The organism is Streptomyces sp. NPDC041124 (genome assembly GCF_055592385.1).
Genome location: NZ_JBVIYR010000015.1, coordinates 90,070 through 110,205, shown reverse-complemented (window position 1 = coordinate 110,205; position 20,136 = coordinate 90,070). Strand labels below are relative to the sequence as shown.

The following is a 20,136-nucleotide window of genomic DNA, read 5'->3' as shown; positions in this document are numbered from 1 at the left end:
GGCCTGGTGCGGGCGCTGCACTTCCCGCGGGCCTCGCTGCCGATCTCCTTCGCGCTCCAGCAGCTCCAGCAGCTGCTGTTCTCGATGATCGTGCTGGTCGCGGTCATGCTGGCCTTCCGCAGCTTCCCCGATCTGTCCTGGCTGCTGATCGTGCCCGCGCTGACGCTGCAGTTCGTGTTCAACACCGGGCTCGCGCTGATCGTCGCGCGGATGGGCAGCAAGACGCCGGACCTGGCGCAGCTGATGCCGTTCGTGCTGCGGACGTGGATGTACGCCTCGGGCGTGATGTTCAGCATCCCGACGATGCTGGCCGACAAGGACGTCCCCGGCTGGCTGAGCGACGTGCTGCAGCTCAACCCGGCCGCGGTCTACATGGACCTGGTCCGCTTCGCGATGATCGACGGCTACGGCTCCTCGTACCTGCCCCCGCACGTGTGGGCGTTCGCGGTGGGCTGGGCGCTGCTGGCCGGCGTGGCCGGCTTCGTCTACTTCTGGAAGTCCGAGGAGAGGTACGGCCGTGGCTGACGACAGGACGGATGCCCGCGTGCCCACCGTCATCGCGGACGACCTGCACATCGTCTACCGCGTCAACGGCGCCAGGACGGGCAAGGGCAGTGCCACGGCGGCGCTGAGCCGCATCCTGAAGCGGGGCGAGGAACGGGGCGTGCGCAAGGTGCATGCCGTGCGAGGGGTCTCCTTCGTCGCCTACCGGGGCGAGGCGATCGGCCTGATCGGTTCCAACGGCTCCGGCAAGTCCACCCTGCTGCGGGCCATCGCCGGGCTGCTGCCCGCGGAGAAGGGCAAGGTCTACACCGACGGCCAGCCCTCCCTCCTCGGCGTCAACGCGGCCCTGATGAACGACCTGACGGGCGAGCGCAACGTCATCCTGGGCGGGCTGGCCATGGGCATGTCCCGCGAGCAGGTCAAGGAGCGCTACCAGGAGATCGTCGACTTCTCCGGCATCAACGAGAAGGGCGACTTCATCACCCTGCCGATGCGCACCTACTCCTCCGGCATGGCGGCCCGGCTGCGCTTCTCCATCGCCGCCGCCAAGGACCACGACGTGCTGATGATCGACGAGGCGCTGGCCACCGGCGACCGCAAGTTCCAGAAGCGCTCCGAGGACCGGATCCGGGAGCTGCGCAAGCACGCCGGGACGGTCTTCCTGGTCAGCCACAACAACAAGTCCATCCGCGACACCTGCGACCGCGTGCTGTGGCTGGAGCGCGGTGAACTGCGCATGGACGGGCCGACCGACGAGGTGCTCAAGGAATACGAGAAGTTCACGGGGAAGTAGTCCGCTTCGCCCCTTTCCGGCCTCCTCGGATCCCGCCGGAACTCTCCGGCGGGGCCGGGCGTCCGCAAAAGCGGCGTCAATTCCCGTCGTCCCGAGGAATCCTGACGCCGTCCCGCTCGTTGCCGTGATGCCCGGAGACCCCCCGGCGATGCGCACCGCGCTGTACGACGTAAGCTGGAGCGGTCCCGAAAGGCGGCAATCAGGGCCATAATGCCCGCATCATCCAGTGATACCGCCGGGCGAAAACCTGGGCGGCGTGTCCGAAATAGTGCGTATTGGGTCAGCAGTGTAGAACGGGAGATGTGACGGCAATGGCTACGGAGACTCCCCGGCTCGACGCAGCGTGTGCCGTCCCCGCCCCGGGCTGTCCGCGATGACGCCCACCGCTGCGGCGCGCGCCGCCGGCGTCGAGCGGGCCACGCTGGACAAGGCCGCCGCGGAGAACTTCCCCGTCGCCCCCTTCTTCCTGCCCAGGTCCTGGCGTGACGACCTGATGGCCGTGTACGGCTTCGCCCGTCTGGTCGACGACATCGGCGACGGCGACCTGGCGCCCGGCGGCGCCGACGCGCGCCTCCTCGGAGTCCCGGCGGACGAGGCGGACGACCGGCTGGTCCTGCTGGACGCCTTCGAGGCCGACCTGCACCGGGTGTTCGACCCGGCAGGTCCGGAGCCCCGCCATCCGCTGCTGCTCCGGCTGCAGCCGACGGTCCGCCGTCACGCGCTGGCCCCCGAGCCCTTCCTCGGCCTGATCGCCGCGAACCGCCAGGACCAGCTCGTCAAGCGCTACGAGACCTACGACGACCTGCTGGCCTACTGCGAACTGTCGGCCAATCCGGTCGGACGGCTGGTGCTCGCCGTCACCGGGACCGCCACCCCGGAGCGGATCCGCCGTTCGGACGCGATCTGCACGGCCCTGCAGATCGTCGAGCACCTCCAGGACGTCGCCGAGGACCTCGGCCGCGACCGCGTCTACCTGCCCGCCACGGACATGAAGCTCTTCCATGTCGAGGAGGCGGACCTCGCCGCACCCACCGCCGGTGCCTCGGTGCGCGCCCTCGTCGCGTACCAGGCGCAGCGCGCCCGGGACCTGCTGGACGAGGGCGCGCCCCTGGTGAGCAGCGTCCACGGCAGGCTCAGGCTGCTGCTCGCGGGGTTCGTGGCGGGAGGAAGAGCGGCCGTCCGGGCCATCGCCGCCGCCGAATACGACGTACTTCCCGGCCCGCCCAAGCCCGGCAGGATGCAGCTGCTGCGCGAGGCGGGCCCGACCCTGCGAGGAAAGGGGTGATCCGGACCGTGGAGTCGCAACCACTCGCGTCCGCACCGGTACTCGCCGCCTACAGCTACTGCGAGACCGTCACCGGACAGCAGGCACGCAACTTCGCCTACGGCATCCGGCTGCTGCCCACGCCCCAGCGGCGGGCGATGTCGGCGCTGTACGCGTTCTCCCGGCGGGTCGACGACATCGGCGACGGCGCTCTCGCGGACGACGTCAAGGTCGCCCGGCTGGACGACACCCGGGCGCTGCTCTCGCGGATCCGCGCCGGAGCGGTCGAGGAGGACGACACCGACCCGGTCGCCGTCGCCCTCGCGCACGCCGCCGCGCGCTTCCCGATTCCGCTCGGCGGCCTGGACGAACTCATCGACGGCGTCCAGAAGGACGTACGCGGCGAGACGTACGAGACCTGGGACGACCTCAAGGTCTACTGCCGCTGTGTCGCGGGGGCCATCGGCAGGCTCTCGCTCGGTGTGTTCGGTACCGAACCCGGCGCACGCGGTTCCGAGCGTGCCGCCGAGTACGCCGACACGCTGGGGCTCGCGCTCCAGCTCACCAACATCCTCAGGGACGTCCGGGAGGACGCCGAGGGCGGGCGCACCTACCTTCCCTCGGACGACCTCGCCAAGTTCGGCTGCTCCGCCGGATTCGGCGGACCGACCCCGCCGGAGGGCTCCGACTTCGCGGGCCTGGTGCACTTCGAGGTGCGCAGGGCCCGCGCCCTCTTCGCCGAGGGCTACCGGCTGCTCCCCATGCTCGACCGGCGCAGCGGCGCCTGCGTGGCCGCCATGGCCGGCATCTACCGCCGGCTCCTGGACCGCATCGAGCGCGACCCGGAGGCCGTGCTGCGCGGCCGGGTCTCCCTGCCCGGCCGGGAGAAGGCCTACGTCGCGGTGCGCGGTCTGTCGGGCCTGGACACCCGGAACGTGAACCGGCGCACCGTCAGGAGGTGGGCCTGATGGACACCCCGCTCCCCGGCGGGAAACGGCGGGCAACCTTCCGCCCCGACGCCGCGTCCCAGACCGAGACGGCCCCTCGCGCACCGCTGGCGCGGTCCGGCCGGGCGGGGGAGGGCGCATGAGCCACGGCACACGCACCGGGGGTCCGCACACGGACGGCCCCGCGCCGGCCGGACGGCACGCCGTCGTGGTCGGCGGCGGGATCGCCGGCGTCACCGCCGCGCTCGCCCTCGCCGACGCCGGAGTGGGCGTCACGCTGCTCGAGGGCCGGCCGCGCCTGGGCGGGCTCGCCTTCTCCTTCCGGCGCGGCGACCTGACCGTCGACAACGGCCAGCACGTGTACCTGCGCTGCTGCACCGCCTACCGCTGGTTCCTCGACCGGATCGGCGGAGCGGCGCTGGCACCCCTGCAGAACCGTCTCGACGTACCCGTGCTCGACCTCGCGCGTCCCGAGGGGCGGCGGCTCGGCAGGCTGCGGCGCGACGCGCTGCCGGTGCCCCTGCACCTGGGCCGCAGCCTCGCCTCCTATCCGCACCTGTCGCTGGCCGAGCGGGCCGGGGTGGGCCGGGCCGCGCTCGCGCTGAAGGGACTCGACCTCGCCGATCCGGCCCTGGACGAGCAGGATTTCGGCAGCTGGCTGGCCGCGCACGGCCAGTCGGCGCGCGCCGTCGAGGCCCTGTGGGACCTGGTCGGGATCGCCACCCTCAACGCGGTCGCGGACGACACGTCCCTCGCGCTCGCCGCGATGGTGTTCAAGACCGGTCTGCTCTCCGACCCCTCGGCCGCCGACATCGGCTGGGCCCGGGTGCCGCTGGGCGACCTGCACGACCGGCTCGCCCGCGAGGCGCTCGACGCCGCCGGAGTGCGGACCGAGGTCCGTACCCGGGTCACCTCCGTCTCCGCACACGCGGACGGCGGGTGGAGCGTCCACGTGCCCGGCGAGACGATCACGGCCGACGCGGTCGTGCTCGCCGTACCGCAGCGCGAGGCGTACGACCTGCTGCCCGCCGGCGCGCTCGACGCACCCGAACGGCTCCTCGGCATCGGCACCGCGCCGATCCTCAACGTCCACGTGATCTACGACCGGCAGGTGCTCACCCGGCCGTTCTTCGCGGCCCTCGGCACCCCCGTGCAGTGGGTCTTCGACCGCACCGACGCCTCAGGACTGGAGCGCGGCCAGTACCTGGCGGTGTCCCAGTCGGTCGCCCAGGCCGACATCGACGAGCCGGTCGCCGCGCTGCGCGACCGCTACCTGCCCGAGCTGCGCCGGCTGCTGCCGCGTACCCGCGACGCGCGGGTCGAGGACTTCTTCGTCACCCGGGAGCGCACCGCCACGTTCGCTCCCGCACCCGGCGTCGGACGCCTCAGGCCCGGCGCCCGCACCAAGGCACCCGGCCTCTACCTGGCCGGAGCGTGGACCGCCACCGGGTGGCCCGCGACCATGGAGAGCGCGGTCCGCAGCGGCGTCGGCGCGGCGGACGCCGCACTGGGCGCCCTCGGCCGGCCCCGCCCCCGCCACCTCTTCGCCATCGAGGAGGCGGCCTGATGCTGCAACGGAGCGGCGCGGCAGGACCCCGCACCCCCGGTACCGCGACAAGAGGAGAGACTGTGCCCACTGTGCCCCCGGCCTCGCACGCCGCTCGAAGGACCGCGGTGGACGTCGCCGCGCTCCTGGAGCGCGGGCGGACCCTGGCCACGCCGGTACTGCGGGCGGCCGTCGACCGCCTGGCACCTCCCATGGACACGGTCGCCGCCTACCACTTCGGCTGGATCGACGCCCAGGGCCGGCCCGCCGACGGGGACGGCGGCAAGGCCGTGCGCCCCGCGCTCGCGGTGCTGTCCGCCGAGGTCACCGGTGCCGCCCCGGAGACCGGCGTACCCGGCGCGGTCGCCGTCGAACTGGTCCACAACTTCTCACTGCTGCACGACGACCTGATGGACGGCGACGAGCAGCGCCGGCACCGCGACACCGTCTGGAAGGTGCACGGCCCCGCCCAGGCCATCCTCGTCGGCGACGCGCTCTTCGCCCTGGCCAACGAGGTGCTCCTCGAACTCGGCACCGTCGAGGCCGGCCGCGCCACCCGGCGGCTGGCGACCGCGAGCCGCGCCCTGATCGACGGTCAGGCCCAGGACATCTCCTACGAACACCGCGACCGCGTCAGCGTCGAGGAGTGCCTGGAGATGGAGGGCAACAAGACCGGCGCCCTGCTCGCCTGCGCCAGCTCCATCGGCGCGGTCCTCGGCGGTGCCGACGACCGCACCGCCGACGCGCTGGAGAGGTACGGCTACCACCTCGGCCTCGCCTTCCAGGCCGTCGACGACCTCCTCGGCATCTGGGGCGACCCGGAGGCCACCGGCAAGCAGACCTGGAGCGACCTGCGCCAGCGCAAGAAGTCCCTCCCGGTCGTGGCGGCGCTCGCCGCCGACGGCCCCGCCTCCCGGCGGCTCGGCGACATCCTCGCCGCCGACGCCAAGAGCAGCGACTTCGCGAACTTCTCCGAGGAGGAGTTCGCGGCCCGTGCCGCCCTCATCGAGGAGGCCGGCGGCCGCGAGTGGACCGCCGGCGAGGCACGCCGTCAGCACACCATCGCCATCGAGGCCCTCGACGCCGTGGACATGCCCGACCGGGTGCGGGAGCAGTTCACGGCGCTCGCGGACTTCGTCGTCGTACGAAAGAGATGATCACTATCGGTCGAATAGCCCTCGCTTAGTCGCCGGCCGGCGCCCAGGGGAGAACGGCACCGGCCGACGGCGGACCCACAGCAGACGCACCGCTTGCAGGACTGCACGAAGGGGAAGCCATGACAGCGACGACCGACGGAAGCACCGGGGCGGCCCTCCCGTCCCGCGTGACCGCGGCCAGCGAAAACGACACCGACATCCCCGAGGCGGCCGGGGTTCCCGACAGAGCCGCCCGCGCCATGCGGCGCGCCACCGACTTCCTGCTGTCCCGGCAGGACGACCAGGGCTGGTGGAAGGGCGACCTCGAGACCAACGTCACGATGGACGCCGAGGACCTGCTGCTGCGTCAGTTCCTCGGCATCCGCGACGAGGACACCACCCGCGCGGCCGCCCTGTTCATCCGCGGGGAGCAGCGCGAGGACGGCACCTGGGCCACCTTCCACGGCGGACCCGGTGACCTCTCCGCCACCATCGAGGCCTACGTCGCCCTGCGTCTGGCGGGTGACCCGCCCGACGCCCCGCACATGGCGCGCGCCTCCGCCTGGATCCGCGACCGGGGCGGCATCGCCGCGTCCCGGGTCTTCACCCGGATCTGGCTGGCCCTGTTCGGCTGGTGGAAGTGGGAGGACCTGCCCGAACTCCCGCCCGAACTCATCTGGTTCCCGTCCTGGGTGCCGCTCAACATCTACGACTTCGGCTGCTGGGCGCGGCAGACCATCGTGCCGCTGACGATCGTCTCCGCCGAGCGGCCGGTGCGGCCCGCCCCGTTCCCGCTGGACGAACTGCACACCGACCCGCACCACCCGAACCCTCCCCGGCCCCTCGCGCCGGTGAGGAGCTGGGACGGCGCCTTCCAGCGCCTGGACAAGGGCCTGCACGCCCTGCGCCGGGCGGTCCCGCGCCGGCTGCGCCGGGCGGCGATGAACACCGCCGCCCGCTGGATCATCGAGCGGCAGGAGAACGACGGCTGCTGGGGCGGCATCCAGCCCCCGGCCGTGTACTCCGTCATCGCGCTGCACCTGCTCGGCTACGACCTGAACCACCCGGTGATGCGCGCGGGCCTTCAGTCGCTGGACCGGTTCGCCGTGTGGCGCGAGGACGGGGCCCGGATGATCGAGGCCTGCCAGTCCCCGGTGTGGGACACCTGCCTCGCCACCATCGCCCTGGCCGACGCCGGGCTGCCCGCCGACCACCCCCAACTGGTCAGGGCAGCCGACTGGATGCTCGGCGAGCAGATCGTGCGGCCCGGCGACTGGTCCGTGCGCCGGCCCCATCTGCCGCCCGGCGGCTGGGCGTTCGAGTTCCACAACGACAACTACCCCGACATCGACGACACCGCCGAGGTCGTCCTCGCCCTGCGCCGGGTCAAGCACCACGACCCCGAGCGCCTGGACAGCGCCATCGGGCGCGGCGTCCGCTGGAACCTCGGCATGCAGTCGAAGAACGGCGCGTGGGGCGCCTTCGACGTCGACAACACCAGCCCCTTCCCCAACCGGCTGCCGTTCTGCGACTTCGGCGAGGTCATCGACCCGCCGTCGGCCGATGTCACCGCCCACGTCGTGGAGATGCTCGCCGTCGAGGGCCTCGCCCACGACCCGCGCACCCGCCGCGGCATCCGGTGGCTCCTCGCCGAACAGGAGCTCGACGGCTCCTGGTTCGGACGCTGGGGCGTCAACTACCTCTACGGCACCGGCTCCGTGGTGCCCGCGCTGACCGCGGCGGGCTTCCCCGGCTCGCACCCGGCGATCCGGCGGGCGGTGGCCTGGCTGGAGAAGGTGCAGAACGACGACGGCGGCTGGGGCGAGGACCTGCGCTCCTACCGCTACGTCCGGGAGTGGAGCGGCAGGGGGGCCTCCACCGCCTCGCAGACCGCGTGGGCCCTGATGGCGCTGCTGGCGGCGGGGGAGCGCGACTCCGGAGCCGTCGAGCGCGGCATCGAGTGGCTGGTGTCCACCCAGCGCGAGGACGGCTCCTGGGACGAGCCGTACTTCACCGGCACCGGCTTCCCCTGGGACTTCTCCATCAACTACCACCTCTACCGGCAGGTCTTCCCGCTCACCGCGCTCGGCCGGTACGTGCACGGGGAACCCTTCAGCGGGAGACCGGCCGGCGCCGGACAGCGGGCCCTCGCCGAGGCGAAGGGCGGCTGATGACTCCCCGGCCCGCCCCGGTCCCGCTGCTGATCGCCTGCGCACTCGGCATCGAGCAGTTCGCCCTGCGCAGGCGTGAACGCGGCAGGCCGGGCGGGCCGGTGACCGTCCTGCGCACCGGCATGGGCCCGGCGGCGGCCGAGCGGTCCGTCACCGGGGTGCTCGCCACCGGGGAGCTGCGCGAGGCGGCCGTCCTGGCCACCGGCTTCTGCGCCGGGCTGGCGCCCGGCATGCACCCCGGCGACCTGGTCGTCGCCGGGGAGACGCGCGACCCGCGCGGAACCGTCCCCTGCGTGGGGACCGAGCTGCTGGTGAAGGAGCTGGTGCGGGCGGTGCCCGGGCGCACCGTGCACACCGGTCCGCTCACCGGGTCCGACCATGTCGTCCGCGGCCACGAACGGTCCGATCTGCTCGCCACCGGCGCGATCGCGGCCGACATGGAATCGGCGGCCACGCTCCTGAGCGCCGTCCGTACGGGCGAGCGCCCGGTTGCGGCCGTCCGGGTGGTCGTGGACGCTCCTGAGCACGAGCTGGTCCGCATCGGCACGGTCCGCGGTGGAATATCGGCTTTCCGTGTCCTTCGTTCCGTCCTTCCGGCTTTCTATGAATGGCACCGTTCCTTGCTGCTCCCCAGGAGGTGAGCCAGATGGCCATGCCGCTGCGTCAGTCCATCAAGGTCGCTACATACTTGGCCGAACAGAAGCTCCGCAGGCGGGACAAGTTTCCGCTCATCGTCGAACTGGAACCGCTCTTCGCCTGCAACCTCAAGTGCGAGGGGTGCGGCAAGATCCAGCACCCGGCCGGGGTGCTCAAGCAGCGGATGCCCGTCGCCCAGGCCGTCGGCGCCGTCCTGGAGTCCGGGGCACCGATGGTGTCGATCGCCGGCGGCGAACCCCTGATGCACCCCCAGATCGACGAGATCGCACGCCAGCTGGTGGCCAGGCGCAAGTACGTCTTCCTGTGCACCAACGCCCTGCTCATGCGCAAGAAGATGGACCTGTTCACGCCCTCGCCCTACTTCGCCTTCGCCGTGCACATCGACGGACTGCGCGAGCGGCACGACGAGTCCGTGGCGAAGGAAGGCGTCTTCGACGAGGCCGTGGAGGCCATCAAGGAGGCCAAGCGGCGCGGCTTCCGGGTCACCACCAACTCGACCTTCTTCAACACCGACACCCCGCAGACCGTCGTCGAGGTGCTCAACTACCTCAACGACGACCTGGGCGTCGACGAGATGATGATCTCGCCCGCCTACGCCTACGAGAAGGCCCCCGACCAGGAGCACTTCCTGGGCGTGGAGCAGACCCGGGAGCTGTTCAGGAAGGCCTTCGCGGGCGGCAACCGGCGCCGCTGGCGGCTGAACCACTCGCCGCTCTTCCTGGACTTCCTCGAAGGCAAGGTCGACTTCCCCTGCACGGCGTGGGCGATCCCGAACTACTCGCTCTTCGGCTGGCAGCGTCCCTGCTACCTGATGAGCGACGGCTACGTGCCGACGTACCGGGAACTGATCGAGGACACCGACTGGGACCGGTACGGCCGCGGCAAGGACCCGCGCTGTGCCAACTGCATGGCGCACTGCGGTTACGAGCCGACCGCCGTCCTCGCCACCATGGGATCGCTGAAGGAGTCGCTGCGCGCCCTGCGCGAGACCGTTCCCGGAAACCGGGAGTGAGGCCATGACGACCGCCGTCTCGCTCGGCATGCCCGAGGTGCCCGCGCCGCCGCTCGCCGAGCGGCGTGCGTCACGGCGGATCCAGGTCGGACCGGTGGCGGTCGGCGGGGGCGCCCCGGTGTCGGTGCAGTCGATGACGACGACCCGCACCTGCGACATCGGCGCGACCCTCCAGCAGATCGCCGAGCTCACCGCGTCCGGCTGCCAGATCGTCCGCGTGGCCTGCCCCACGCAGGACGACGCGGACGCCCTCCCGGTGATCGCCAAGAAGTCGCAGATCCCGGTCATCGCCGACATCCACTTCCAGCCCAAGTACGTCTTCGCGGCGATCGAGGCCGGCTGCGCCGCCGTCCGCGTCAACCCGGGCAACATCAAGCAGTTCGACGACCGGGTCAAGGAGATCGCCAAGGCCGCCAAGGACCACGGCACCCCGATCCGCATCGGCGTCAACGCCGGCTCGCTGGACCGGCGCCTGCTCCAGAAGTACGGCAGGGCCACCCCGGAGGCACTCGTCGAGTCCGCCCTGTGGGAGGCGTCCCTCTTCGAGGAACACGGCTTCCGGGACATCAAGATCTCCGTCAAGCACAACGACCCGGTCATCATGATCAACGCCTACCGGATGCTCGCCGAGGCCTGCGACTACCCGCTGCACCTCGGTGTCACCGAGGCCGGCCCGGCGTTCCAGGGCACGGTCAAGTCGGCGGTCGCCTTCGGGGCGCTGCTCAGCGAGGGCATCGGCGACACCATCCGCGTCTCGCTGTCCGCGCCGCCGGCCGAGGAGGTCAAGGTCGGCATCCAGATCCTCCAGTCACTGGGGCTGAGGGAACGCCGGCTGGAGATCGTCTCCTGCCCGTCCTGCGGCCGGGCCCAGGTCGACGTGTACAAGCTCGCCGAGGAGGTCACCGCGGGGCTGGACGGGATGGAGGTGCCGCTGCGCGTGGCCGTCATGGGCTGTGTGGTGAACGGGCCGGGCGAGGCCCGCGAGGCCGACCTCGGTGTCGCCTCCGGCAACGGCAAGGGCCAGATCTTCGTGAAGGGCGAGGTCATCAAGACCGTGCCCGAGTCGAAGATCGTCCAGACGCTGATCGAGGAGGCGATGAAGATCGCCGAGCAGATGGAGAAGGACGGCATCGCGCCGGGGGAGCCGGCCGTCACCGTGAGCTGAACACCACGGCACTCGCGAAGGGGGCCCGAGCGTGACGATCCTGGAGCACATCCGGCAGCCGCACGACCAGCAGGCGCTTTCCGAGACACAACTGGGCGAACTGTCGCCCGAGATCCGGGAGTTCCTGGTGCCCGCCGTCCGGGAGGACATCGGACATCAGTCACAGCACCCACAGGAGCACCAGGCATGACGATGGCGGAGTCCGCGTCGGACTCGTCGCACACCGGGGACTTCGACCTCGGCGCGCTGCTGGCCGAGCGCGGGGCCGAGCGCTACGAGCTGCACACCCGGTACCTCAACCACCAGCTTCCGCGCATGCTGCGCACCATCGGCTTCGACAAGGTCTACGAGCGGGCCGAGGGCGCCCACTTCTGGGACGCCGACGGCAACGACCACCTGGACATGCTCGCCGGGTTCGGTGTGATGGGTCTCGGCCGCCACCACCCGGTGGTCCGCAAGGCACTGCACGACGTCCTGGACGCCTCCCTCGCCGACCTCACCCGCTTCGACTGCCAGCCGCTGCCCGGTCTGCTGGCCGAGCGGCTGCTCGCGCACAGCCCGCACCTGGACCGGGTGTTCTTCGGCAACAGCGGCACCGAGGCGGTCGAAGGCGCGCTCAAGTTCGCCCGGTACGTGACCGGGCGGCCGCGGGTGCTGTACTGCGAGCACGCCTTCCACGGCCTGACCACCGGCTCCCTGTCCGTCAACGGCGAGGCCGGTTTCCGGGACGGCTTCGCCCCGCTGCTGCCGGACACGGCCGTACCGCTCGGGGACCTCGACGCCCTGGCGCGGGAACTGCGCCGGGGCGACGTGGCCGCCCTGATCGTCGAGCCGATCCAGGGCAAGGGCGTGCACGCGGCGCCGCCCGGCTACCTGCGGGCCGCGCAGGAGCTGCTGCACCGGCACAAGGCCCTGCTGATCGCCGACGAGGTGCAGACCGGGCTGGGCAGGACCGGCGACTTCTACGCCTACCAGCACGAGGAGGGCGTGGAGCCGGACCTGCTGTGCGTGGCCAAGGCGCTCTCCGGCGGGTACGTGCCGGTGGGGGCGACCATCGGCAAGGACTGGATCTTCAAGAAGGTCTTCTCGTCGATGGACCGGGTGCTGGTCCACTCGGCCAGCTTCGGGGCCAACGCCCAGGCCATGGCGGCGGGCCTCGCGGTGCTGTCGGTCATGGAGAACGAGCGGATCGTCGCGCACGTGCGGACCACCGGGGAACTGCTGCGGTCCCGGCTGGCCGCCCTCGTCGACACGTACGAGCTGCTCGCCGACGTCCGCGGCCGGGGCCTGATGATCGGCATCGAGTTCGGCCGGCCCCGGTCGCTGCGGCTGCGCTCGCGCTGGACCATGCTGCAGGCCGCCCGCCCGGGCCTCTTCGCACAGATGGTGGTCGTGCCGCTGCTGCAGCGGCACCGCATCCTCACCCAGGTGTCGGGGGACCACATGGAGGTGATCAAACTGATCCCGCCGCTGATCATCGACGAGGCGGACGTGGAGCGGTTCGTGCACGCCTTCACCGCCGTGATGGACGACGCGCACGACGGCGGACTCATCTGGGAGTTCGGCAGGACGCTGGTGAAACAGGCGGTCACCGACCGCTGACCGGGCGACCCCGAGGATTTTGCCTCCCAGGCAAGAAAATTGCCACAGGGGCAAAAGTCCGGCTGAATGGAGCCATGAGCTCCTCCGAGACCGAGCCGCCGGCCGGCGCGCTCCCCGCGGTCGCGCCGCAATTGCGCGCCCTGCGGCGACGGGCCTCACTGACCCTGGAGGTCGCCGCCCGCGACGCGGGGCTGTCGCCCGCCCACCTCTCCCGTCTGGAGACCGGGCAGCGCCAGCCCTCCCTGCCGATGCTGCTCTCCCTCGCCCGCATCTACGGTACGACCGTCTCCGAGCTGCTCGGCGAGACGTCCGCCGACCGGGACGCGGTGGTGCGGGCCTCCGACATGGACTCCACCACCGCGGGCGGCTGGACCTACTGGCCGGCCGGTGCCGCGGGGCGCGGCATGCAGGCGCTGCGGGTCCACGTGCCGCACGGTTCCCAGGGCGACATCGTGCGCGTCCACCCCGGTGAGGAGTGGCTGTACGTCCTCAGGGGACGGCTGCGGCTGCGCCTCGGGGACACCCTGCACCGGCTCGCCCCGGGCGACAGCGCGCACTTCGACTCGCTGACCCCGCACCGTATCGACGCGTCCGATCCCGACGGGGTCGAGCTGCTGTTCGTCCACACCCTGCTGCAGAGTCCCACGGCCGCGCTGTGCCTGGGCCCGATCCACGGAGACGCGATATGACCGGCAAGGACCTGGAGGAGAAGCTGCCCCGCGCCATGTGGGTGCGGCTGTTCATCTACGTGGTGGTGGGGCACATCCTCGCGGCCTTCATCTACTTCCTGTTCGAGGTGGCTCCCAAGAAGTAGGGCCCGGCACGGGGCGCCGGGCGCCGTCTCAGTCGAGCATGCGCGAGCGCAGCCGCTCCCGGTCCGCGTCCGTGAGTCCGAGACCCTGCTCCAGGTACGGCTCCACGCCGCCCCACGTCTCCTCGACGGTCTCGAAGGCGGCCGACAGGTACTCCGCCCGGGCGTCGAACAGGGGGTCGAGCAGCTCCATCACCTCGGGGGAGTAGGCCGAGGCGGAGCTGCCGCTGCGGTGCACCTTGTAGCGGCGGTGCTTGGCGCTGGACTTCAGGTAGTCGTCGACGATCGCGTCCCGCTCGACGCCCAGCGCGAGCAGCGTCACCGCCACCGACAGGCCCGCGCGGTCCTTGCCCGCCGCGCAGTGCATCAGCGCGGGGACGCTGTCCTCGGCGAGCGAGCGCAGCACCAGCGCGTGCTCGGCGGTGCGCTCCTTGATGATCAGACGGTAGGAGCTGATCATCCGGTCCGCGGCCTTGCCGTCCGCGAGGACCGAGCGCAGCTGGTCCAGGTCCCCGTCGCGGACCATCCGCCAGAACTCGGCGCCGTCCGCCGGGTCGCTGAGCGGCAGGTTCACGTTGCGCACGCCCGGCAGCTCGACGTCCGCCCCCTCCAGCCTCTGGTCGGCCGCGTTGCGGAAGTCGAAGACCGTGTGCAGCCCCAGCGAGGACAGGAACACGGCGTCCTCCGCGGTCGCGTGGGCGAGGTGACCGCTGCGGAACAGCACTCCGTGCCGCACCCGCCGTCCGTCCACGGTCGGCAGTCCGCCCACGTCGCGGAAGTTGCGTACTCCGGCCAGCTCCGGTTCGGTCGACGGGATCTGCTGCGTCACGAAGGACTCCTCCCACTCCGCGCCGTCGCCGCGGCTCGTCGACGGGCACCACATGACGATACGACATTGCCTGCCTGGGGCAATGAGTTGTCCACAGGCAGGCCCCGACCACTCCACGACCGCGATGATCTCGACGGCCCGGGGGCGTCCCGCCCCGCGCCGTCCAGATGGTCATCTCGGGTCACATCGGACTGAATGCCTTCAAAGGGACTAAGTGCATGGAAATGCCTCGCCCCCGTCCCCGGACCGAGGGTGATCCGGGTGTGGAGGCGTCCCGGCCCGGGCGTCCACGATCGCCTGATTCACGCTTTCTGTCCGATTAGTCAGTTTGGATCCAACGTGCCCCCATAGGGCAGGAGATGGGGAGGGGGTGCGTGAGCATCGTCATATCGGTGACGGTGTGTTGTCGCCATGTTCACGTAATTCAGCGGAACGGCAAGGGAATTCACGCGGGGAATCCGCATCCGGGTCGACGCTCGGTGACGTCGTTTCGCCCCGTGGATCACGAAAAAGAGCGTTCGCGGCGAACCTTCGCTTGTCCGTTCGCATCCGGGTCGCTTACGTTCCCAACCGATCCGGACGGACGCCTAATCCTGCCGCCGCCCGGAGCCCGCACACACTGACCCGTGTACGGCAGGAGCGGGGGACCCACAGGTACGACTGCCTGTTCCGGTCTCCGGAACGGCTTGGGGTTAAGTCGCGTGAATTCGCGGCCGGGCATCTCCAGTCCGAACCCGACAGCTCACCTCGTAGGCGCCGGAGAGGAAATCGTCATGCCCGCGAAGGGTAAGCACCGCCGTACCAAGGCTCAGCGTTTCACCCGTTCCATCGCCGTCGCCGGAACCGGTGGCGCCGCACTCGCCCTGCCGCTCCTCGGCGCCACCGGCGCGCACGCCGCCCCGCAGTCGGCTCCCGAGAAGACCGTCCAGTCCCTTTCCGTCACCAGCGACAAGGCCGCCGCCGCGAAGAGCGGTGAGGGCCGCACCTACACCGTGAAGGCCGGCGACTACCTCGCGAAGATCGCCGAGGCGGAGCAGGTCGACGGTGGCTGGAAGAAGCTCTACGCGGACAACCGCCAGGTCGTCGGTGACGACCCGTCACTGATCCACCCGGGCCTGAAGCTCTCCGTGGACGGCAAGGCCGCCGAGGCCCCGGAGAAGTCCGCCACGCCGAAGCCCGCCGCGCCCAAGCCGGCCGCGCCGAAGGCCGAGAAGCCCGCCGAGAAGCCGGCGCAGCAGTCGTCCGAGCGGACCGCCCCGCAGGCGTCCACGCAGACGACCGCGAACCAGGCCTCCTCCGGCTACAGCTCCCCGGTGCTCGGCGGCAGCCTCGGCACCGCCTACAAGGTGGCCGGCAGCATGTGGTCCAGCGGCTACCACACCGGTGTCGACTTCGCCGTCCCGACCGGCACCTCGCTGAAGGCCGTCGGCTCCGGCACGGTCGTCTCCGCGGGCTGGGCCGGCGCGTACGGCAACCAGGTCGTCATCAGGCTCGACGACGGCCACTACGCCCAGTACGCCCACCTGTCCTCGCTGTCCGTCTCCGCCGGCCAGACCGTGAGCGGCGGCCAGCAGGTCGGCCTCTCCGGCTCGACCGGCAACTCGACCGGCCCGCACCTGCACTTCGAGATCCGCACCGGTCCGAGCTACGGCTCGGACGTGGACCCGGTCTCCTACCTCCGCTCCAAGGGCGTCTCCATCTGACCCCTGCGGCACCCTTCCTGACCCGCGCGCCGAAGGCCGGCTCCCACCCCCGGGGCCGGCCTTCGGCGTATTCCGGAAAGGGCCGACACCCGGGAGTGGCTTATCTCACCGCGCGTCAACCCCTGCCTACGGTCGCGTAGGTCACATCGAAAGGTGAATCATGGCCTGCTGTGGCAGACGATTCGAGGAATGAGAGCAGAAGAGTGATCGGGTCGTACGTGGCGGTGGGGGACAGTTTCACCGAGGGCGTCGGCGACCCCGGCCCCGACGGGGCGTTCGTCGGCTGGGCCGACCGGTTCGCCGTCCTCCTAGCAGACCTCCGGCCCGAGGGAGCCTTCGAGTACAGCAATCTCGCCGTGCGCGGAAAGCTGTTGGACCAGATCGTGGCGGACCAGCTCCCGAGAGCCGTGGAACTCGCCCCCGATCTGGTCTCCTTCTGCGCGGGCGGCAACGACATCCTGCGTCCGGGCTCCGACCCCGACGAGGTGGCCGAGCGTTTCGAGCGGGCGATCGCCGCGCTCACGGCCGTGTCCGGCACCGTGCTGGTGACGACCGGGTTCGACACCCGCGGTGTCCCCGTCCTGAAGCACCTGCGCGGCAAGATCGCCACCTACAACGGGCACGTGCGGGCCGTCGCCGACCGCTACGGCTGCCCGGTGCTGGACCTGTGGTCCCTCAGGAGCGTCCAGGACCGCAGGGCCTGGGACGCCGACCGGCTGCACCTGTCGCCCGAGGGACACACCCGTGTGGCGCTCCGCGCGGGACTCGCCCTCGGCCTGGACGTCCCCGCCGACCCGGAACAGCCCTGGCCGCAACTGCCGCCCCGCGGCGCCCTGGAGGTCCGCCGGGACAACGTCCAGTGGGCCCGTGAGTACCTGGTGCCGTGGATCGGCCGGCGGCTGCGCGGCGAGTCCTCCGGCGACCACGTGATCGCCAAGGGCCCGCTGTCACCGGACGACATCAAGGTGCGGATCGCCGCCGTGGCGTGAGACTTTGCGCGGTAGCGTGCCGATCATGGGGGACTGGGGCACGCGGCCGGCGACCGCGGCGGACGTCGAGCCGGTGGCGGAGCTGCGCGCGGTCGTGCGCCGCGCCCGGATCTGGAACGGCTCGGCCGGTACGACGCCCGGCGGGTGCGCGAGCGGCTGCGTGACGGGTTCGATCCCGCCCACCCCCGGGTGATCGAGGCGGGCGGCGCCTTCGCCGGCTGCGTGGCCCTGCGCCCCGCCGGGCACTGCCACTGGCTGGAGCACTTCTACCTGGACCCCGCGCTGCAGGGCGGCGGCATCGGCTCGGGCGTGCTGCGCGCACTGCTGGAGCGGTGCGACCGCGAGGGCGCCGTCGTCCGGCTCGACGTGCTGCGCGGCAGCCCGGCCCGGCGGCTGTACGAGCGGCATGGATTCACCGTCGAGACCGAGGGCCCGGTGGACGTGTTCATGGTGCGCGAGCCGAGCCGGAGCCGTCGGCCGTGACCGGCACCACGGTGTCGTACCCGCCCCACATAATGGAATGCCTGAACGACTCCACCTGGAGGTACCGTGGCCGGTTCCCCTTTCCGCAGCCCCGGGCTCCGCGCCCTGCGGCCCACCGGCTTCGGCGCGGACCCCGGCGGCGAGCGCATGGCCCGCATCCGCCGGTCCCCGCACTTCGAGGACGGCGTGTTCCAGAACCCGGGCGGCCCCGCCCGGACCCGCCCCTCGGGCTCGGCGCGTGACCTGGCGAAGGTGTACTTCGACAAGGACAGCCGCTCCCGCCGCGCCCCGCGGGGCGACATCCCGGTGCACCCCACCACCCTCGCCGACATCTCCCGCCCGCCCGCCACGGGCCTCCGCCTGACCTGGATGGGCCACTCCTCGGTCCTCGCGGAGATCGACGGCCACCGCGTCCTGTTCGACCCCGTCTGGGGCGCACGCTGCTCCCCCTTCCCCTTCGCCGGTCCCGGGCGGCTGCACCCGGTACCTCTCCCGCTGGCGGCGCTCGGTCCGGTCGACGTGGTCGTCATCTCCCACGACCACTACGACCACCTGGACCTGCCCACGATCAAGGCGCTGGCCGGCACGGACACACTGTTCGCCGTACCCCTTGGCGTGGGCGCGCACCTGGAGCACTGGGGTGTGCCGGCGGACCGGCTGCGCGAGCTGGACTGGCACGAGGCGACGAAGGTCGGCGGACTCACCCTCACCGCCACCCCGGCCCGCCACTTCTGCGGCCGCGGCCTGCGCAGCACCCAGCACACCCTCTGGGCCTCCTGGGTCGTCACCGGCGGGGAACACCGCGTCTACCACAGCGGTGACACCGGCTACTTCGACGGCTTCGAGAAGATCGGCGCCGCCCACGGCCCGTTCGACGCCACGATGATCCAGATCGGCGCGTACTCGGACTTCTGGCCCGACATCCACATGACGCCCGAGGAAGGCGTACGGTCACACCTCGACCTCCAGGGCGGCGCACCGGCCGGTGTCCTGCTCCCCATCCACTGGGGCACCTTCAACCTGGCGCCGCACGCGTGGGCGGAGCCGGGGGAGTGGACGAAGGACGCCGCGGAGGAGGCCGGGCAGGCGGCGGCGTTCCCGCGACCGGGAGAGCCGTTCGAGGCGACGGGGAAGGTGCCGGTCGAGCCGTGGTGGCGGGCGGTCTCCGGTCCGATCGCACACCCCTGGCGGCGGCGTCCCCGGGGCACGGAGGGCGTGGCCGGGGCGAGGGAGGGGGATCTCGGCCTCGCGGGCGAGCGGTGACGCCGGTCGGGGACGAGCAGGGCTTCGGCGTCGTTCGATGTCGTCCGTTGTCATCATGTGAGCCCGAGCAGGGCGGCTGGGAGGAGTCCTCCGCGAAGGTGACGTCCCTGACGTGGTGCAGGACCTCGACAGTCCAGTGCCCTCGGCTCGGAGGGTGCCGTAATCCCCGCGGATCCGACTCTCCGGTTGGTTGCCGCTGCGCTCTTCGAGATGCACGACGTATGGATCGCCGCACCTGGCCGCCAGCTCCATGAAGGCGATATGGGTGATATCTGGCGTGAACTCTCTTTTGGTTCCCCCGTGCTGTCCAACGCACCGGGACGCAGGGTCAGTTGAACCTCAACACCCTGACGGGGGATACTGTCCGGCGGCTGCGTGTTCCCGACCGAGTGGCACTCGCTTCAGCATTCTCCCGTGCAGGTCATCGAGGGCCATTTACCCATGGATTACTGGGCAGTTGACCTCGGGGTTTCGTGGTAGCGTCCTTGCCCCAAGGGACAGTGCAACCTGAAAGGGAAGACGTGAACACGGAGAAGATCGCCGCTCGCCGCCTCTCGCTGGAAGAGGTGACGAAGCTTGGCGTGAAGGACAGGCTCTTCGTTTCCGCCGACACGGCGGAACTCAAACTTCCCGACTGCTATGTCCCTGCTTTTCTGACCAAGTCCGGTGAGGATTTCGAGGGCGGCTCGATCACGGCGAGAACCGTATTCCAGGAAGAGGTCTCCTGCCTTCCCGACGACGAGAACGAAGCCGGGGTCTACCTGGCCGACGAGAACGGCTCGGTGACCATCGAGGTCCTCCAGTCCGCCGGTGTCGTGCTGGACCTGGCGCTTTTCGTCCCCGGTGGGGACAAGGGATCCCTCACGGCCCTTTACGCCGCGGCCCGGCAGGCGTTCGGCGCCGACGTCGTGCAGATCTGGCGCCAGGGCCTCAAGGAGGTTCCCGATGTGAAGGTCGACATCTTCGAGGAGCAGATCCCCCGGGGGCGCAAGGGGAGCGACAGCCCCAAGCGTGACCGTCGCGCGATCGACACCTACCCCACCCGTGCGGACTTCATCGAGTTCTCCGCGGGGTGGAAGCCGGTCGTTGAGATTCACAGGCCGGTCGTGGACGACACCCCGACCATCTGAGGCGGCGTCCCCTCTCGTCTCCGCCTGAGGGAACGCCAAGAACGCATGCGCCGGACCCGGTCGGCCGCGCCGCACGCGTGGGCGGAGCCGGGGGAGTTCACGGGCGAGCGGTGACGCCGATCGGGGACGAA

Annotated in this window: 20 protein-coding genes, 1 pseudogene and 1 riboswitch; of the genes and pseudogenes, 20 read left to right on the top strand and 1 reads right to left on the bottom strand. The window is 71.3% G+C overall.

Annotated elements, in window-relative coordinates:
• The 15 genes from ACZ6A9_RS31370 to ACZ6A9_RS31300 all read left to right on the top strand — a co-directional run.
• Positions 1 to 525, top strand: a 525-nt coding sequence (locus ACZ6A9_RS31370; RefSeq protein ID WP_468992580.1) for an ABC transporter permease, incomplete at its 5' end; no start/stop codon positions are given.
• On the top strand, positions 518 to 1,297 hold the full coding sequence (locus tag ACZ6A9_RS31365) for an ABC transporter ATP-binding protein (RefSeq protein ID WP_468992577.1): 780 nt from the start codon (positions 518 to 520) through the stop codon (positions 1,295 to 1,297). The genes ACZ6A9_RS31370 and ACZ6A9_RS31365, both read left to right, overlap by 8 nt.
• A gap of 373 nt (positions 1,298 to 1,670) precedes the next feature.
• Positions 1,671 to 2,582: a squalene synthase HpnC gene (gene hpnC, locus ACZ6A9_RS31360; RefSeq protein WP_468992574.1), complete on the top strand. Its 912-nt coding sequence runs from the start codon at positions 1,671 to 1,673 to the stop codon at positions 2,580 to 2,582.
• Complete coding sequence (gene hpnD / locus ACZ6A9_RS31355; RefSeq protein WP_468992571.1) at positions 2,579 to 3,529, top strand: presqualene diphosphate synthase HpnD; 951 nt, start codon at positions 2,579 to 2,581, stop codon at positions 3,527 to 3,529. Before hpnC ends, hpnD begins: the two co-directional genes overlap by 4 nt.
• Positions 3,529 to 3,651 (top strand): DUF6380 family protein, encoded by a 123-nt coding sequence (locus ACZ6A9_RS31350; protein WP_468992569.1) that lies wholly within the window; start codon positions 3,529 to 3,531, stop codon positions 3,649 to 3,651. The genes hpnD and ACZ6A9_RS31350 overlap by 1 nt, the downstream gene beginning before the upstream one ends.
• Positions 3,648 to 5,075: a hydroxysqualene dehydroxylase HpnE gene (gene hpnE, locus ACZ6A9_RS31345; protein WP_468992566.1), complete on the top strand. Its 1,428-nt coding sequence runs from the start codon at positions 3,648 to 3,650 to the stop codon at positions 5,073 to 5,075. Before ACZ6A9_RS31350 ends, hpnE begins: the two co-directional genes overlap by 4 nt.
• A 71-nt stretch (positions 5,076 to 5,146) precedes the next feature.
• Entirely contained in the window at positions 5,147 to 6,211 is a 1,065-nt protein-coding gene (locus ACZ6A9_RS31340; protein WP_468992606.1) for a polyprenyl synthetase family protein, read from the top strand.
• Positions 6,212 to 6,330: 119 nt separating this feature from the next.
• Positions 6,331 to 8,361 carry a squalene--hopene cyclase gene (gene shc / locus ACZ6A9_RS31335; RefSeq protein ID WP_468992562.1) on the top strand — a complete coding sequence of 677 codons (2,031 nt, stop codon included), beginning with the start codon at positions 6,331 to 6,333 and terminating at the stop codon, positions 8,359 to 8,361.
• Positions 8,361 to 9,002, top strand: coding sequence for a phosphorylase family protein (locus ACZ6A9_RS31330; RefSeq protein ID WP_468992558.1), 642 nt, complete (start codon positions 8,361 to 8,363; stop codon positions 9,000 to 9,002). The genes shc and ACZ6A9_RS31330 overlap by 1 nt, the downstream gene beginning before the upstream one ends.
• 5 nt (positions 9,003 to 9,007) lie before the next feature.
• Entirely contained in the window at positions 9,008 to 10,030 is a 1,023-nt protein-coding gene (gene hpnH, locus ACZ6A9_RS31325) for an adenosyl-hopene transferase HpnH (protein ID WP_468992554.1), read from the top strand.
• Positions 10,031 to 10,034: 4 nt separating this feature from the next.
• Positions 10,035 to 11,195, top strand: a complete 1,161-nt coding sequence (gene ispG / locus ACZ6A9_RS31320) for a flavodoxin-dependent (E)-4-hydroxy-3-methylbut-2-enyl-diphosphate synthase (RefSeq protein ID WP_468992552.1) — start codon at positions 10,035 to 10,037, stop codon at positions 11,193 to 11,195.
• A gap of 31 nt (positions 11,196 to 11,226) precedes the next feature.
• Complete coding sequence (locus ACZ6A9_RS31315) at positions 11,227 to 11,385, top strand: 1-deoxy-D-xylulose-5-phosphate synthase N-terminal domain-containing protein (protein ID WP_468992609.1); 159 nt, start codon at positions 11,227 to 11,229, stop codon at positions 11,383 to 11,385.
• On the top strand, positions 11,382 to 12,797 hold the full coding sequence (locus ACZ6A9_RS31310; protein WP_468992548.1) for an aspartate aminotransferase family protein: 1,416 nt from the start codon (positions 11,382 to 11,384) through the stop codon (positions 12,795 to 12,797). Before ACZ6A9_RS31315 ends, ACZ6A9_RS31310 begins: the two co-directional genes overlap by 4 nt.
• 74 nt (positions 12,798 to 12,871) lie before the next feature.
• A complete protein-coding gene (locus ACZ6A9_RS31305; RefSeq protein WP_468992544.1) occupies positions 12,872 to 13,486 on the top strand; it encodes a helix-turn-helix domain-containing protein in 615 nt (204 codons plus the stop codon).
• Positions 13,483 to 13,611 (top strand): DUF6126 family protein, encoded by a 129-nt coding sequence (locus tag ACZ6A9_RS31300; RefSeq protein ID WP_228971769.1) that lies wholly within the window; start codon positions 13,483 to 13,485, stop codon positions 13,609 to 13,611. The genes ACZ6A9_RS31305 and ACZ6A9_RS31300 overlap by 4 nt, the downstream gene beginning before the upstream one ends.
• 28 nt (positions 13,612 to 13,639) lie before the next feature.
• Here ACZ6A9_RS31300 and ACZ6A9_RS31295 read toward each other — a convergent pair whose 3' ends face one another.
• Positions 13,640 to 14,437: a tyrosine-protein phosphatase gene (locus ACZ6A9_RS31295; protein ID WP_468992541.1), complete on the bottom strand. Its 798-nt coding sequence runs from the start codon at positions 14,435 to 14,437 to the stop codon at positions 13,640 to 13,642.
• Positions 14,438 to 15,044: 607 nt separating this feature from the next.
• Positions 15,045 to 15,208, top strand: a riboswitch (cyclic di-AMP (ydaO/yuaA leader).
• Positions 15,209 to 15,210: 2 nt separating this feature from the next.
• Between ACZ6A9_RS31295 and ACZ6A9_RS31290 the strand changes: the two genes are divergently transcribed.
• From ACZ6A9_RS31290 to ACZ6A9_RS31270, 5 genes and pseudogenes are all read left to right on the top strand, one after another.
• Positions 15,211 to 16,140: a M23 family metallopeptidase gene (locus ACZ6A9_RS31290; RefSeq protein ID WP_468992536.1), complete on the top strand. Its 930-nt coding sequence runs from the start codon at positions 15,211 to 15,213 to the stop codon at positions 16,138 to 16,140.
• 203 nt (positions 16,141 to 16,343) lie between these two features.
• On the top strand, positions 16,344 to 17,129 hold the full coding sequence (locus tag ACZ6A9_RS31285) for an SGNH/GDSL hydrolase family protein (RefSeq protein ID WP_468992529.1): 786 nt from the start codon (positions 16,344 to 16,346) through the stop codon (positions 17,127 to 17,129).
• Positions 17,130 to 17,154: 25 nt separating this feature from the next.
• A pseudogene (locus ACZ6A9_RS31280) lies at positions 17,155 to 17,612 on the top strand (GNAT family N-acetyltransferase).
• Positions 17,613 to 17,759: 147 nt separating this feature from the next.
• Positions 17,760 to 18,875, top strand: coding sequence for an MBL fold metallo-hydrolase (locus tag ACZ6A9_RS31275; protein WP_468992603.1), 1,116 nt, complete (start codon positions 17,760 to 17,762; stop codon positions 18,873 to 18,875).
• Positions 18,876 to 19,396: 521 nt separating this feature from the next.
• On the top strand, positions 19,397 to 20,005 hold the full coding sequence (locus ACZ6A9_RS31270) for a hypothetical protein (RefSeq protein WP_468992525.1): 609 nt from the start codon (positions 19,397 to 19,399) through the stop codon (positions 20,003 to 20,005).
• Positions 20,006 to 20,136: the final 131 nt, after the last annotated feature.